This is a genomic window from Rhodococcus sp. 27YEA6, from assembly GCF_044908235.1.
In the GTDB taxonomy this organism is placed as follows: Bacteria; Actinomycetota; Actinomycetes; order Mycobacteriales; family Mycobacteriaceae; genus Rhodococcus_F; species Rhodococcus_F qingshengii.
The window spans coordinates 105,600-120,002 of the sequence record NZ_JBIYCY010000007.1; the positions used below are offsets into that span (position 1 = coordinate 105,600).

The 14,403-nt window shown below is 59.7% G+C and carries 11 protein-coding genes; all 11 read left to right on the top strand.

Going from position 1 to position 14,403, the window contains the following annotated elements; all coding sequences use genetic code 11:
- Positions 1 to 34 precede the first annotated feature (34 nt).
- The 11 genes from gmd (at position 35) to ABH939_RS19460 (ending at position 14,398) form a co-directional block, all read left to right on the top strand.
- Positions 35 to 1,066: a GDP-mannose 4,6-dehydratase gene (gene gmd / locus ABH939_RS19410; protein ID WP_003943737.1), complete on the top strand. Its 1,032-nt coding sequence runs from the start codon at positions 35 to 37 to the stop codon at positions 1,064 to 1,066.
- The gene (locus tag ABH939_RS19415; RefSeq protein ID WP_054187555.1) at positions 1,063 to 2,031 is read left to right on the top strand and encodes a GDP-L-fucose synthase; all 969 of its coding nucleotides are present in this window, start codon (positions 1,063 to 1,065) and stop codon (positions 2,029 to 2,031) included. Before gmd ends, ABH939_RS19415 begins: the two co-directional genes overlap by 4 nt.
- A gap of 52 nt (positions 2,032 to 2,083) precedes the next feature.
- Positions 2,084 to 3,409 (top strand): UDP-glucose dehydrogenase family protein, encoded by a 1,326-nt coding sequence (locus tag ABH939_RS19420; protein WP_376137767.1) that lies wholly within the window; start codon positions 2,084 to 2,086, stop codon positions 3,407 to 3,409.
- 639 nt (positions 3,410 to 4,048) lie between these two features.
- A complete protein-coding gene (locus tag ABH939_RS19425) occupies positions 4,049 to 5,494 on the top strand; it encodes a polysaccharide biosynthesis tyrosine autokinase (protein ID WP_007726623.1) in 1,446 nt (481 codons plus the stop codon).
- A gap of 365 nt (positions 5,495 to 5,859) precedes the next feature.
- The gene (locus ABH939_RS19430; protein WP_075832471.1) at positions 5,860 to 6,210 is read left to right on the top strand and encodes a GNAT family N-acetyltransferase; all 351 of its coding nucleotides are present in this window, start codon (positions 5,860 to 5,862) and stop codon (positions 6,208 to 6,210) included.
- An 875-nt stretch (positions 6,211 to 7,085) separates the two neighbouring features.
- Positions 7,086 to 8,609, top strand: coding sequence for a sugar transferase (locus tag ABH939_RS19435; protein WP_047269061.1), 1,524 nt, complete (start codon positions 7,086 to 7,088; stop codon positions 8,607 to 8,609).
- A complete protein-coding gene (locus ABH939_RS19440; protein WP_376137763.1) occupies positions 8,596 to 9,921 on the top strand; it encodes an O-antigen ligase family protein in 1,326 nt (441 codons plus the stop codon). The genes ABH939_RS19435 and ABH939_RS19440 overlap by 14 nt, the downstream gene beginning before the upstream one ends.
- Before the next feature lies 1 nt (position 9,922).
- On the top strand, positions 9,923 to 11,134 hold the full coding sequence (locus ABH939_RS19445; RefSeq protein WP_081557493.1) for a glycosyltransferase family 4 protein: 1,212 nt from the start codon (positions 9,923 to 9,925) through the stop codon (positions 11,132 to 11,134).
- Positions 11,131 to 12,342: a hypothetical protein gene (locus ABH939_RS19450; protein WP_054187552.1), complete on the top strand. Its 1,212-nt coding sequence runs from the start codon at positions 11,131 to 11,133 to the stop codon at positions 12,340 to 12,342. The genes ABH939_RS19445 and ABH939_RS19450 overlap by 4 nt, the downstream gene beginning before the upstream one ends.
- Positions 12,339 to 13,235 (top strand): glycosyltransferase family 2 protein, encoded by an 897-nt coding sequence (locus tag ABH939_RS19455; protein WP_064114237.1) that lies wholly within the window; start codon positions 12,339 to 12,341, stop codon positions 13,233 to 13,235. Before ABH939_RS19450 ends, ABH939_RS19455 begins: the two co-directional genes overlap by 4 nt.
- On the top strand, positions 13,232 to 14,398 hold the full coding sequence (locus tag ABH939_RS19460; protein ID WP_404649983.1) for a glycosyltransferase family 4 protein: 1,167 nt from the start codon (positions 13,232 to 13,234) through the stop codon (positions 14,396 to 14,398). The genes ABH939_RS19455 and ABH939_RS19460 overlap by 4 nt, the downstream gene beginning before the upstream one ends.
- Positions 14,399 to 14,403 lie beyond the last annotated feature (5 nt).

Here is a 14,403-nt window from a genome sequence, read left to right on the forward strand (position 1 = left end):
AAATCGTGAAGTCGCACATACATGAAGGAGAGAAATGAAGAAGGCACTGATCACAGGCATCACCGGTCAAGACGGCTCCTATCTCGCGGAGTTGTTGCTGGGCAAGGGATACGAGGTCCACGGACTTATTCGTAGATCGTCCACGTTCAATACAGCTCGAATCGATCACATGTATGTGGATCCCCACACGCCGGATGCAAAACTGTTCCTTCATTACGGAGATCTCAGCGACGGGGCGCGTTTGGTCACTCTTCTCGCACAGATACGCCCGGACGAGGTCTACAACCTCGCAGCGCAGTCCCATGTACGGGTAAGTTTCGACGAGCCCGAACATACCGGTGACACGACGGGAATCGGGTCGATCAGGCTGCTCGAAGCAGTCCGGATGGCTGGTCTCGAATGCAGGTTCTACCAGGCGTCCAGCTCCGAGATGTTCGGTGCGACACCGCCTCCGCAGGACGAGCAGACTCCCTTCTATCCGCGATCGCCGTACGGTGCGGCGAAGGTGTACTCGTACTGGATCACCAAGAACTACCGCGAGGCGTACGGGATCTTTGCCGTGAACGGAATTCTGTTCAACCACGAATCTCCGCGGCGAGGCGAAACATTCGTAACTCGCAAGATCACGCGAGCGGTGGCGCGGATCAAGGCCGGCCTGGAAAACGATTTGTACATGGGTAATCTCGATGCAATCCGCGACTGGGGCTACGCGCCGGAGTACGTGGAGGGAATGTGGAGGATGCTTCAGGCCGACGAGCCGGACGATTACGTGCTCGCGACAGGCGGTAACTACTCGGTCAAGGATTTCCTGACGGTGGCCTTCGAGCACGCGGGTCTGAACTGGGAAGATCATGTGCGCTTCGACGAGCGCTATCTGCGGCCGACGGAAGTAGACGCGTTGATCGGAGATGCAGGTAAGGCGGAGCAGAAGCTCGGCTGGAAGGCGACTGTACATACCCCCGAGCTGGCTCGAATCATGGTCGATGCGGACATAGAGGCTCTGAAGTGTGAGGGCAAGCCCTGGATCGACCGCCCGAACCTGGTGGATTGGGAGCATGCCCGATGACGGGGGAGTACGCGCAGAAGTCCCTCGATCGGAACGATGCGGTGTACGTCGCGGGCCATCGTGGACTCGTGGGTTCAGCGATCTGGCGTCGTTTGGAGGCCGACGGTTTCAATCGCCTTGTCGGTCGCACGTCCGCCGAACTCGATCTTCGCGACCGCGGTGCCGTGTTCGAGTTCTTCGCCGCCGAGAGGCCGAAGAACGTGGTCCTCGCGGCAGCCAAGGTGGGCGGGATACTGGCGAACAGCACACTGCCGGTGGACTTCATCTCCGACAACCTTCGCATCCAGGTGAACGTGATGGACGCGGCGGCCGAGTTCGACGTAGATCGCCTGCTGTTCCTCGGATCATCCTGCATCTACCCGAAATTCGCTCCTCAACCGATTCGCGAAGAATATTTGCTGACCGGTCATTTGGAACCGACGAACGATGCATATGCCATCGCCAAGATCGCGGGAATCCTGCAGGTACAGGCTGTTCGAAAGCAGTTCGGGCGTCCGTGGATCTCCGCGATGCCGACCAATCTCTACGGCCCGGGTGACAACTTCTCTGCCAAGGGCTCTCATGTGCTGCCAGCCCTCATCAGACGCTTCGACGACGCGCGCCGTGATGGAGCTGCTTCAGTCGTGAACTGGGGCAGCGGGACGCCGAGGCGCGAGTTTCTCCACGTCGACGACATGGCGGATGCCTGCCTTCATTTGCTCGACCACTATGACGGAGCAGAACACGTCAATGTTGGTACAGGCGAGGACCAGAGCATCGCGGAGATCTCTGCGATCGTGGCGGACGAGATCGGGTTCGACGGCGAGATCGAATGGGATCATTCGAAACCTGACGGGACGCCGCGGAAGTTGCTTGACATCGGGAAGCTTCGAGATTTGGGGTGGCAGCCCAAGATTGATCTTCGTGCGGGGATCGCATCGACCGTGGAGTGGTATCGACAGAACGTCGATTCGATCAGGACATGAAGTACTACAGCATTATTCGACGTAAACTCGACTTCGACAGGCAGACATCGTTATGACTTCTCGTATTGCGGTATTCGGCACAGGCTACCTCGGGGCGACACACGCAGCTTGCATGGCCGAGTTGGGTCACGAGGTTCTCGGGGTGGATGTTGATCCGAACAAGCTCGCTATGCTCGAAGCTGGGGAGGTTCCTTTCTACGAACCGGGACTCGAGGAAGTACTGCGCCGCAACATAGCCGCGGGACGTCTTCGATTCACGGCTTCCTACGAGGAGGCCGCAGAGTTCGCCGACATCCACTTCCTCGGCGTCGGTACGCCGCAGAAGAAGGGGGAGTTCGCGGCCGACATGCGTTTTGTCGATTCGGTGATCGAGACACTCGCACCCCTCTTGACCAGGCCGACCGTAATCTTCGGGAAATCAACTGTGCCAGTCGGTACAGCAGAGCGATTGGGTGCGCGGGCACGGGAACTGGCGCCTGCCGGACAAGACGTGGAGGTGGCGTGGAACCCGGAATTTCTCCGGGAAGGCTACGCGGTGAAAGACACGCTTCACCCGGACCGGCTTGTGCTCGGGGTCGACCGCAATCGACCCGGACGTGCGGAATCGATTGCGCGTGAAGTGTACGAGCAACTCTTGAACGAAGGTATTCCCTTTGTTGTGACCGACCTTGCGACTTCGGAGTTGGTCAAAGCATCAGCCAATGCATTTCTGGCAACGAAGATCTCGTTCATCAATGCGATCTCGGAGGTGTGCGAGGCTTCAGGTGCGGATGTGACCGTTCTTGCCGATGCCATCGGCCATGACGAGAGAATTGGTAGGCGATTCCTCAACGCCGGAATCGGTTTCGGTGGGGGCTGCTTACCGAAGGACATCCGTGCTTTCATGGCACGTGCTGGTGAGCTGGGAGCAGATCAAGCACTCACATTCCTACGCGAAGTCGACAATATCAACATGCGTCGTCGTACTCGGATGGTCGAACTGGCTCGAGAAGCGTGTGGTTCTCTACTCGGAGCCAATGTGGCGGTTCTCGGTGCAGCCTTCAAGCCTGACTCCGACGACGTGCGCGACTCACCTGCGCTGAACGTTGCCGGGCAGATTCAGCTGCAAGGCGCTGCCGTCAATGTCTATGACCCGAAGGCCATGGGAAACTCGAAGGCGTTGTTCCCCACCCTCACTTACACTTCGAGTGCACTTGACGCGTGTGCAGGCGCTGATGTCGTCTTGGTTCTGACCGAGTGGGCCGAGTTTCGAAAGTTGTTGCCGTCGGACCTCGAACCTGTCGTCCGCAAGAAGGTCATCATCGACGGACGTAACTGTCTGGAACCGACCACCTGGCGCGACGCAGGGTGGACCTACCGAGGTCTCGGAAGGCCGTAAACCGGTGAAACCTTCACGGAGGGTGGGTGTTGTAGGCATCGAGGGGAAGTGGCCGTGTGCCCGGGACCAAAGTCCGTCAGCGAGCGAGCTGTGGCCGGGGGAGATGCTGGGATAGCCGCTCGTGCATCACAGGGTGAGGGGCATGTTGCCTTGTTCGGTTGGTATGCATCAACTTCCGGCGGCAAGTTGCGTAGTTGGTCGTCGACGGACGTTGGTCCTACGGCCCGCTGTGGTATCTGACCCTTTCATGGTCGGCACAGTCGACTGACGATGTCTAGGAAGTTTCGAGGCTCCGTTGCGGTGGTGAAAAGACCAATGACGCAGTAGAGTTCAGCCTGGCTGCACGTTGTGTCTGCTCTGCGCGATGTGTGAGTGGGCCCGATGTCAGTGTCGCGGGTTTGTCAGTGTCGCGTGTTCGCCACTTCCCGATCATGCATCGGCCAGGAAGTGAGATGTGTGAGATGCCGTGAAGGCCTCTCCCCCCTGGCTGTTTCGGCAAATACCTCGCGCTGTGACGCAGGGACACGCGATAGAAGATTGGCTGCCTCGTTCAGCCTGCATTGAGTGCAGCGGCTCGACAGCGGCTGTCGATTACTACTCGAAGACGTGATACGTGTTCGAGCCGAAGGAGATTCGACGATGGATGTACGGGACTACCTGAAGATTTTGCAGGCACGGTGGAAGATAGTCGCTGTCGTCACTGTGGTCGTGATCTTGGGCGCATTGGGCGCCTCGTTGATTGCCACGCCGATCTACCAGGCTTCCACGCGCCTGTTCGTGTCGACTTCTACCGGAACAACCGTGAACGAGGCTTACCAAGGTAACCAGCTCTCACAGCAGTTGGTCACTTCCTACGCCAAGCTCCTTACCGGCGAGACACTGGCACAGAGAACGATCGATTCAGTCGGGCCCGATCGACTCGGCGGGCTTTCCGCTGCGGAGATTTCGTCCAAGGTTACCGCCACATCGGCGCCGGATACAGTACTGCTCGATTTGAGCGTGCAAGATGCGTCGCCTGAACTGGCACGTGAAATCGCAAATGCGCTCTCGGACGAGTTTGTCGTGATGGTCAAAGATCTGGGTACGCCCGCAAATGGTGGCACAGCACCTGCGCGCGTCGTTGTCGAACAGCGAGCACAAACTCCCGCGGAACCGGTGTCGCCGAAGACTTCGCGGAACGTGGCGCTCGGTGCCGCGATCGGGCTTCTGCTGGGGATCGGGTTGGCTGTGGTGCGTGATCGCCTGGACAACACCGTCAAAGAGCGCAAGGTGGTCGAAGACATCGCCGGCGCGGCGATGGTGGGAACAATTCCGTTCGACAAGGAACGCGAAGTTCATCAAGCGATCAACTTCCACGAGGGCAACTCCGCAAGTGCCGAGGCGTACCGCGAGCTGCGAACCAATCTGCAGTTCCTGGCCGTGGATCGCCCACCGAGTGTCATCGTCGTTACGAGTTCTCTTCCCTCCGAGGGAAAGACCACGACTGCGGTGAACATCGCACTCGTGTTGGCCGAGGCAGGCAAGAAGGTGTGTCTCGTCGAAGGTGACCTCCGTAAGCCTCGCGTTTCGAAGTATCTGGGACTTATCGGAAGCGTTGGTCTGAGCTCGGTCCTGGCCGGGCAAGCAGATCTCGACGACGTACTTCAAGTCACGAGCAATGCTGACCTGACGGTTCTTGCCTCAGGTCCGATTCCCCCGAACCCGAGCGAACTTCTGGGCACTGACACTGCCCATGCGGTCTTTACCGATCTCCGCAGAAGGTTCGACTACGTCATCATCGACGCCTCGCCGTTGCTTCCGGTTACGGATGCTGCAGTTCTTTCAGCGCTGGCGGACGGCGCGCTAGTGATTGCTCGTCACGGCACGACGAAGAGGGAACAGCTGAGTAGGGCGGTCGGCAATCTCCACAGTGTGGGCGCGACGATTCTCGGTACTGTCATCACGATGACCCCGCTGAACGGTCGTGGTGTCTACGAGTACAAGTACTACTACGATTCCGATCCGGTTGTCGCTGACGTGGCCGTGGAAGGGTCCGTGGACAGCAATCCAGTCGGCGAACGAAAGGTCACGTCGACAGTCATCTGACCTGGTCGTACGGTAAATCCCGACGCCTCACAGGGCCCTCGAGCAATGCTCGAGGGCCCTTCTCTGTGTGGTGAATCGGACGCAATTCTCTAGTCGGGTCCTCTGAGTCTGCGACGCGCAGTGCGGAATACGGGTTCATCGGCCGTCGCAGTAATTGGGTAGGCACGGGCATGCGGGATGTGACGCTGCGGTCTGAGCTGTCCCTGCTTGACCAGTGCCTCTATGACTGTCGATCTGGTTGCGCCCGACGGGGCCTTGGGCGTCTTGGTTGGAATCGCGTAGCGAGTGTGGCGGACCGCAGGCGGACCAGCCCGATTCGGCCTCGAGAGTTTCGCAACGCCTAGATGTCGATCTGGCATCCCTCGATGGATTTGGACAGCGGGTGCGGGGGTTGTCGGCCAGCTGCGACTCAGCATGAACGAGTTCTTGGCCGATGTCGGTGGTCATATCGGCCACGGGTCCGTCGGTCGGAGGGCCGGAAAGGGATAGCGTCGACTGCTCTGGGTGAGGCGCTCGCGTATGTCGGCGACCCGGTGGGGCTCAGTCGCGTCCTGGTTACCTGCGACGAAAGGAACCCGGTTTCGCGTAAGGCAATCGAAGCGTGCGGGGGTTTACTCGAGAGCGTGCGCCCAGCTGATCAGTTGTCCCGCAATGTCGGTTGTTCGAGAGACACGCTCCGCTACTGGGTGCGAACGAGCGTGTCGAGCGTCCGTTGACCCTACACGGCCACACACGTTTGCCATGGCCATAGCCATAGCCATCGGTAGCAGTCGCCCCGCTTTGCAGCCGAGCGGCTGCGCAACTCGCATGTCCCTAATTGGGCTGTGCTGCAACTATTTCAGGACATCACCGGCGATCGCTGGCGGTCCACACTCCTCCTTTTGCATGTCTGAATTCTCGGTGTCGCCCGATCGTAGGTTCGCGCAATGCCGGCCAGGAGTAGGTAAGACGCCCAGAGGCGAAGTGTCGAACAATCGTCCAGGGCTGAGTCGACGCTGAGCGCATCAAAGTATGGATTGCAGAGTGTTTACCAACCGCGTGCTGGTTTCCGTCCAAACGCGGAGCCCAAATGGGGTAGGCGATGAAAACTATAGGTACGCAATGGTAATGGTGAGCAATGTTCACTCCTTCTTGTCGGAGGGTGAATAACTGACGTCAATGCTGGCGTCGGGAAGAACTTCGGAAAGCGCTATTGCCACGCTGTCCGGAATGTGGCAAACTCCTCACTGGTACTGACCAGCTAGCCGAAGAGTTGCCAAGATGTGAGTCCTGGCAATATCGAGGCCGGCGACGTCAGCGGGCGAGGAGAAATCGCCGATCGTCCTGTGTTTGGGTTGTTAGTGGACTCTGCTTCAATCATGGGGTGTGAGCTGCGGCAATGCCGCAATAATCGACAGTTGGGCCGAGGCCTGACAATAGTCGCCGGGTTAACTGCAAGGCGCACGTAATGCGACCATACGCACTGAACGCAGCAATGCGGAGCAGTTGCTTCGCTGTCGAAGTTTCGGGAATCGGCAAGGCGGTCCGATGGACCTCGGCCGGTGAACATCTTCAGGCCGAATTCTGTGCATGGGGAAAGGTTTCTGAACACATGACGGTTCTCGAGATGGCCGCGCCCACGAAAGAGCGGCCACAACAACACCGACGAGTAACGCCGGAGAGGGCCGGTGGAGTTTCCGCACGCAGGAAATGGCAATCTGCGTATCTTCGTCGTCTGGCGATCACCGACACGATCATCGTTGCGGCAGTTGTGTTTCTGGCTCAATGGTGGCGATTCGGTAGCGACGCGGATGTCGTCGACGGTGAAGCATTCGGCCATTTCAGCTACACCGCACTGTCTTTCGCCCTGATTATCGGCTGGTTTGCCGTACTGAGGGTATTTCGGACCAGATCTCCTCGTGTGATCGGAAGCGGCCCTGAAGAGTACCGATTGATCGCTGTCGGAACGCTCCGCCTGTTCGGACTGATTGCGATCGCCAGCCTTCTCCTTCACCTGGAGATCGCGCGCCTGTACCTTGCCGTGGCGTTTCCGATGGGATTGACCGCCTTGATCGCGAGTCGTTGGATCTGGCGACGGGTGATTGCTCGTGAGCGAGCCCGAGGTGAATTTCGAACTGCCGTACTTGTGGTCGGTGTGCGAGGGGCGGTTGTCGATCTTGCACGCAACCTCGAGCGCGACGATGCCCATGGATACCGAGTTGTCGGAGTCTGCGTACCCGGCTACGGAGGAGACGTGGGCGAAGTTGTCACAGTGAACGGTCGGGACATTCCGGTGCTCGGAGACGAGCACAGTGTCACCGACGCACTCGAACAGGTCGGTGCCGACACGGTGGCGGTGACGGCGTCGGAGCGACTCGGACCGGAAGGGCTGCGCAAGCTGGCCTGGGATCTCGAGCGCGATCATGTGGACCTTGTTGTCGCACCGGGGATTCTGGATGTGTCCGGGCCGAGGCTCTCGATGCGCCCGGTCGCAGGATTTCCGCTGATTCATGTCGAGCGTCCGCGCTATCACGGCGCACAGAAGTTCTCGAAGACGACCTTCGACGTTGCTTTCGCGGCGCTCGTGCTGGCCGTGATCAGTCCGGTGCTTCTGGCGGCTGCGATCGCCGTCAAGCTCACGAGCAAGGGTCCGGTTCTGTACAAGTCGGAGCGGATGGGGTTGGACGGTCAGCCGTTCCCCATGCTCAAGTTCCGCTCGATGGTCCAGAATGCGGATTCACAGGTCACGGCACTGATGAAGGAGAACGAAGGCGCCGGAGTGCTTTTCAAGATGCGAGACGATCCGCGTGTGACGACGGTAGGTCGATTCATGCGCCGATACTCGATCGACGAGTTGCCCCAGTTCGTCAATGTCCTCCGGCGAGAGATGAGTGTTGTAGGCCCGCGGCCACCGCTTCGGCGCGAGGTCGAGATGTACGACGACGCGGTCAGTCGTCGGCTACTGGTCAAGCCCGGTGTCACCGGCCTGTGGCAGGTCAGCGGACGTTCTGATCTTTCGTGGGAAGACACTGTCCGCCTGGATCTTTCCTACGTCGACAACTGGTCGATGATGGGTGACGTCATGATCGTCGCGAAGACGCTCAAGGCGGTGGTGGGAAGTGATGGCGCCTACTGACAAGAAGGCGGTACCGGCGCCTTGCGAAAATGAGGCACCGAACAATCCGCTGATCTTGCGAACGGCATTGGTGATCGCGGTCATCGGCGCGAGCGGAGCCTTTCAGGCGTACACGCAGATGACAGCGCTCGGATCGTTGCTCGTACACGGTTCGGCCGTTCTTTCGGCGACAATTGCGTTGGTCTACTTCCTCGACCGGCGATTCTCACGCAATACGACGTGGCCTGTCTTCACGCTTATGATCTCGGCCGGCGTCCCGGCAACCAGCTGGTACTGGTCGACACTGCCCCGGAACTCCGCCGTCGCCGGCATCGTCGTCGTGTGCCTGGCGATCACGGGAATCATCGTCGCCCGTGAGTTGACCTTCGCGGTGCGAGTGCGGACTGTTGCCCTCACCTTGCTGGTACTTCTCGTGCTGTCGTTGATGGTCGTGTTCCTCGATCCTTCGACTGGCATCGACGTGGACACCCGCGCCGTTGCTTATCGCGGAATCTTCACGCACAAGAACACTTTGGGACGAATGGCTGCCATCGAAGTTGTACTTGTCGGTGTCATGCTCATGCTTCCCGACGTCAAGCGTATTCCGTGGGTGGCGGCGCTGGCTGTCGCCGGCATCGTGTTGTTCGAGGCCCGGAGCCAGACCGGTCTCGTTGCTGCGGGGATTGCGCTGGCGACAATGGTTGCTCTGAGGTGCTTTCGACGGACACCGAACGCTCACCTCGCCTCGACTGTGATCATCGGCCTGTACCTCGGGGTGTCCGGCGCGATGAAGGTGCTCGGACCCGATGTCGCGGCGCTACTCTCGCGAGATGTCACGCTGACCGGCCGGTTACATCTCTGGACGGTATCCGACTACTACGCCGAACAGCGGCCTCTGCTCGGATGGGGCTTCGGCTCGGTGTGGGCGCCGGACAGTGCAGTGGGGCAGATGATTCGGTCAAAGCTGTCCTTTCCGGCGACCAGCGCACACAACGGAATGCTCGACATTCGGCTGCAGATCGGTTGGATCGGATTCCTGCTGCTGTTGGCCGGCTATTACCTGCTTCTGAGCACGGCGCTCGGGCGAGCCCGCAGCAGAACGGAGTACATCGCCGTCGTCGCGATCATGGTTCTAGTCTTCTCGATGGACTTGACGGAGTCGACGCTCTTCTTCGGCGCCATGTGGCTGATCGCATGGGTCTTCCTGGCGCCGTACGGACCCTCGACCCACCGCTCTCACAGTGCGGGCAACGCCGAGTTGTCGATCCGTGGGGTTCGTGGCGACAAGAACGACGCGTACAGGTTCGCTCCGGAGCGAAGAGGAGGTCACTGAGATGTACAAGTCGTTCGATGTAGCGCGTTCGAAGCCTGAAGTGAACCCGACGTCCGCCGGTGGATTCACGCCGCCGAAAGCCTTGATGTTCCATGCGATCTATCGGAATCCGGGTGGTGAGGAGCAGAGCTTCGCCAACGAATCCAAGCTCCTGAAATCGATCGGATACGAGACGGTTCAGTGCACCACCGAGAATTCCAAGATCTCCCGGGGACCGTGGGCGGCAGTCACCGCAGTGTTCAGTCCTCGCGTACTCGTCGATGCGTTGCGCATCATCCGTTCGGAGCGCCCCGACGTCATCTACGTGAACAATCTCTGGCCGGCGTTCTCGGCTTCGTTGCTCGTGGCCGCAAGAGCCGCCGCAATTCCTACGTTGCAGGCGGTTCGAAACTATCGCCTCGCCACACCGTCAGCCAAGTTGCGCGCAGATGGCACGTGCACCGAATGCGGTTCCACCAAATACTTCACGAGTTGTGTCCGCAACGGATGCTACGGAAACAGCCGACTGCAGAGCCTTGTCTGCTACCTGAGCGCTACGGCGGTCAAGCTGAGCGTCTTGGGGTGGAAGCAGCACAGGTTCGTCGCAACGAGCGCGATGACAGCACGTCTGGTCGAAGGACGACTGATCAGTTCTGGCCGCGTCGTGGTTCGTCCGAACTTCGGATTCGAAGAAAATGAACCCGAGTTTCGGAGCACTGATTCGGTTGTGTGCGTCAGCCGACTGACACCGGAGAAGGGCGTCCTGGATTTGGTGCGCAACTGGCCGCAGGGCGCTGGAAGTCCCTCGCTCACAGTTCTCGGTGACGGACCGCAGTACGGCGAGATCTCCAGCATAAGCGCAGCTCTCGACAACGTCACGCTGGCCGGATTCACTTCGCACGAAGATGTGATCGAGATACTTCGCGACAGTGCGGCGTCCGTGGTGCCGTCTCAATGGGCAGAACCGTTCGGACGCGTTGCGATCGAATCGATGTCGGTTGGCACCCCGGTCATCTACGCAACCAACGGTGCACTCGCGGACATCGTCGGACCGGGCGGAACGCCTCTCCATACCTTGGAAGAGTCGTCGATACGCGAGGCCCTCGATCGAATCTTCGGAGCGGACGATCGATCGGCGATACGCAGATCCGCTTATCGTCACTACTCGAATCGCTTCACATCGCGCAAAGCGGCGACGTCGATGCGTGAGCTCATCGACGAGGTGAGATCGTGAAAGATCGCACTCGGCATGTGACATTCATGGCCGATCAAGGGCTTTCGAGCGTCCTCACTTTTGTCGTTCTCACCTCGGTGGCACGACTCGGTGGTCCGATCGAAGTCGGCCAGGTTGCCGTGATTCAATCGGCGGGTCTGTTGGCACTGGCACTGGGGAGAGCGATCGGCGTCGACGTCTGGCTGTCGCGAGGGGCGGGGTCCGACGAGCGTGGACCGGCGTTGGCGCCCACGATCGTGCTGGCGGCGGTATCGGTGACATCGGTGTGGGCACTGTTCGTGATCGCCGGCTCGGACTCGATGAATCTCACGGTATACGCCTTGGCTGCAGCTGGTTTCGTGGTGTTGGACGTGATACGCACGATGCTGATGCACGACGGTGCGAGTTGGATCTCTGTGTCGATACAGATCGTGACACTCTCGTTCGTCCTTATTGCAGCTTTCCTGGTCGAGAATCTGACACTTGCACTCGTGACCTATACGGTCGGTGTCTTCGTCGCGCTCGCTCTCGGTCACGCATCCATGCGTCTGGTACCGCCGGTACCGTCGATCAGGTACTCGCGCACTCACCGATATAGATCAGTGCCGTTTGCGATCGAGATATTGATGGGATCAGCTGCTCAGCAGGCGATGTTCTTGATACTCACTGTGGTGGCGTCGATCTCGATGATCGGTGAGATCAGAACTGCCCAGACACTGCTCGGTCCGCTGTCCTTGATGTTCGCGGGCATCTCGCCAATTCTGATGCGTAAGTTCGGCAGTGGTGTCGAAGCGATGAGCCCGAGCGAGTGCATGGCACTCGGCCGCCGAGTGGGCTTGCAGATCTTCTGGGTTTCGATCATCTGCGTTTCGCTGATCTGTCTCACGCTCGAGATTCGACTCTCGGGAGTGCGATTGATGGATCATCTGGTCGGGCCGCACTTTCCGAACTTGATACCGGTCATTCTGCTGTGCGGGTTGGCGGTGGCGTTCAACGGGATTCTTCTGGGCGTCGGTACCTCGATCCGCGTCGTGGACAAGACCGCAAACCTCAACACATTTCGCGCCATGCTGTTGCCTCTACAGTTTCTGATCGTTCTCGGGGCGGGACTGACCGACAGCGCCGTATACGTCGCAGGAGCATTGGCCGTGTCGGCGTGCGCCAGCGCGAGCGTCGCACTTCTGGTTTCGATGAACCGTGACGCCCGACCGAAAGTTGACCTCTCATGAAGAATCCCAACGGCGTCGTAGTGGCGATTCTGACCTTTCGTCGTGAATCGGAACTGGCTGTCTGCATCGAGAGCGTCCGGGCATCGATCCAGGCTTCCGGTGCCTCCGCCCAGGTCGTAGTAGGCGACAACGATCCGGAATCCACCACGCCGACGTATGTTGCCGACGGGATCGAACGACTGCATCTCGGATTCGGCGGGGTATCTCCGGCGCGACGTGCGCTGGTCGATCTCGCCCGTGCACGAGATCGTCGTTACATCGTCTTCGTCGACGACGACGAGTACGTCGATGTCGACTGGCTGTCGAATCTCCTCACCTGCGCCGCAGATTTCGACGCAGGTGCTGTGGCCGGTCCTGTGATTCCGGTGGGTCTGCCTGCCTCGGAACTTCCATTGCACACTCGCGTTCGCCATTCGACCGGCACCCCGGTTGCGTCTGCAGGCGCTGGAAATCTGTTGTTGGACCTGAAGGCTTTGAACGGCTTGAACTTCAGTGACGACTGGGATCTACCTGGCGGCGAGGACACCGAGTTCACGCTCAGGATGAGCGCCGGCGGTGTCCGGTTGGTGTGGTGCGACGAGGCGCTTGCGTACGAACCGGTAGACGAGGATCGGCGTCGGGATTCCTGGCTCTTCGCCCGGTATGTCAACAACGGACGAATCCTCGCGGTCTGTCAGGGACAGCTCGAGCTGCCACTGTTGGCGGCTCAGAGTGCCAAACGCGCTCTGCTCGTACTCGCGTCGGCGACGTTGATCCCCGTTGCCTTGATCAGTCCACGGATCAAGCGCGTGGTTCTCGACAACGGTGCACGCAACATCGGTTGGTTCTCAGAGCGATTCAGCCGCAGCGATTCTCGGACGCCGCGCGCACAGAGGCTGGTGGTAGCGCGATGACACGGTTGTTGATGACGGCATACGCCTGCGATCCGAATCAGGGGAGTGAATCCGGTGCGGGTTGGGCGCTTCTCTCGGCAGCTTCCGAACTGTGTGAGTCGATCACGGTGGTGACTCGCTCCGGTGAGGCTCCCGCATTGGAATCAGAGTGTGAACAGCTCGGTTGCGAGGTTCGTGTCGTGCGAATAGCGACTTTGCCCGCGGAAGAAGCCGGATCGTACGGTCGATACCTCCGATGGCTCTGGCACACTTCACTGTTCGTTCGGCGTGAAGCGGCAAACTTCGACGTCCTGCACCATGCAACTTTCGCCTCCGACTGGCTGCCCCCACCGGTGCTGTTCGGTGGAGCCGGCGGAGTACGACTGGTATGGGGGCCTGCTGGGGGCAACACCTACCCGCCGATGCGGCTCGCCAAGCGCATCGGTATGCGGTATCTGGCATCCACGGTAGTTCGAACCTGCTCGACGAAAGCCGTTCGGTCACTGACACACATCTTCATGTCCGGACGAGTTGACACTTTCATCGCGATGAACTCCGACAGCGGACGTGGCGCACCGCGGGCACGCAATGTCGTCGTCCAACCCAATTGTGTTCTGGGCTACGACGGAATCGAGAAGCAAGCGGTACCCAGACCGAAACGAAGACTCTTGTTCGTAGGAAGACTGTTGCAATACAAAGGAATCGACCTGATTCTGGATGCGCTCGAGCAGCTGGGTACCGAGTGGTCCATGACCTTTGTCGGGGAGGGACCCGCCCGCGGGCGGATCGAGAAGTCGCTTCCGTATCGGCGCGGTCAGATCACGCTTCGCGGATGGCGCGACAGATCGGAAGTGGTGGGCGAGATGGGGGCCTCCTCCGCTCTGCTCTTCCCGAGCATGCACGATTCGGGCGGCTGGGTGGCGGCCGAAGCGGCTGCGGTGGGCCTGCCGGTGGTCTGTTTGGAACTCGGCGGTGTGCCGACACTGGCAGGTAGGAACGCCGTGACGATCCAGGTTGCTCCGGCGTCGACTCTCTCCTCTCGTATCGCTCGATCGATTGTCGAGACCGAGCTTTCTCTCTTTGAACCGCAGCGTGATTGGACTCGGTCCCGGTTGACATCGGTCTTGTCGCGCAGCTACGGCCAGTGCAATGAACGTCGACATACGAACTCGGAAAAGTGGTGAGACAG

Coding starts and splice junctions, on each gene's coding strand:
- ABH939_RS19420 (WP_376137767.1), top strand. CDS start 2,084: ATGACTTCTCGTATTGCGGTATTCGGCACAGGCTACCTCGGGGCGACA.
- ABH939_RS19455 (WP_064114237.1), top strand. CDS start 12,339: ATGAAGAATCCCAACGGCGTCGTAGTGGCGATTCTGACCTTTCGTCGT.
- ABH939_RS19435 (WP_047269061.1), top strand. CDS start 7,086: ATGACGGTTCTCGAGATGGCCGCGCCCACGAAAGAGCGGCCACAACAA.
- ABH939_RS19445 (WP_081557493.1), top strand. CDS start 9,923: ATGTACAAGTCGTTCGATGTAGCGCGTTCGAAGCCTGAAGTGAACCCG.
- ABH939_RS19425 (WP_007726623.1), top strand. CDS start 4,049: ATGGATGTACGGGACTACCTGAAGATTTTGCAGGCACGGTGGAAGATA.
- ABH939_RS19460 (WP_404649983.1), top strand. CDS start 13,232: ATGACACGGTTGTTGATGACGGCATACGCCTGCGATCCGAATCAGGGG.
- ABH939_RS19440 (WP_376137763.1), top strand. CDS start 8,596: ATGGCGCCTACTGACAAGAAGGCGGTACCGGCGCCTTGCGAAAATGAG.
- gmd (WP_003943737.1), top strand. CDS start 35: ATGAAGAAGGCACTGATCACAGGCATCACCGGTCAAGACGGCTCCTAT.
- ABH939_RS19430 (WP_075832471.1), top strand. CDS start 5,860: ATGGATTTGGACAGCGGGTGCGGGGGTTGTCGGCCAGCTGCGACTCAG.
- ABH939_RS19415 (WP_054187555.1), top strand. CDS start 1,063: ATGACGGGGGAGTACGCGCAGAAGTCCCTCGATCGGAACGATGCGGTG.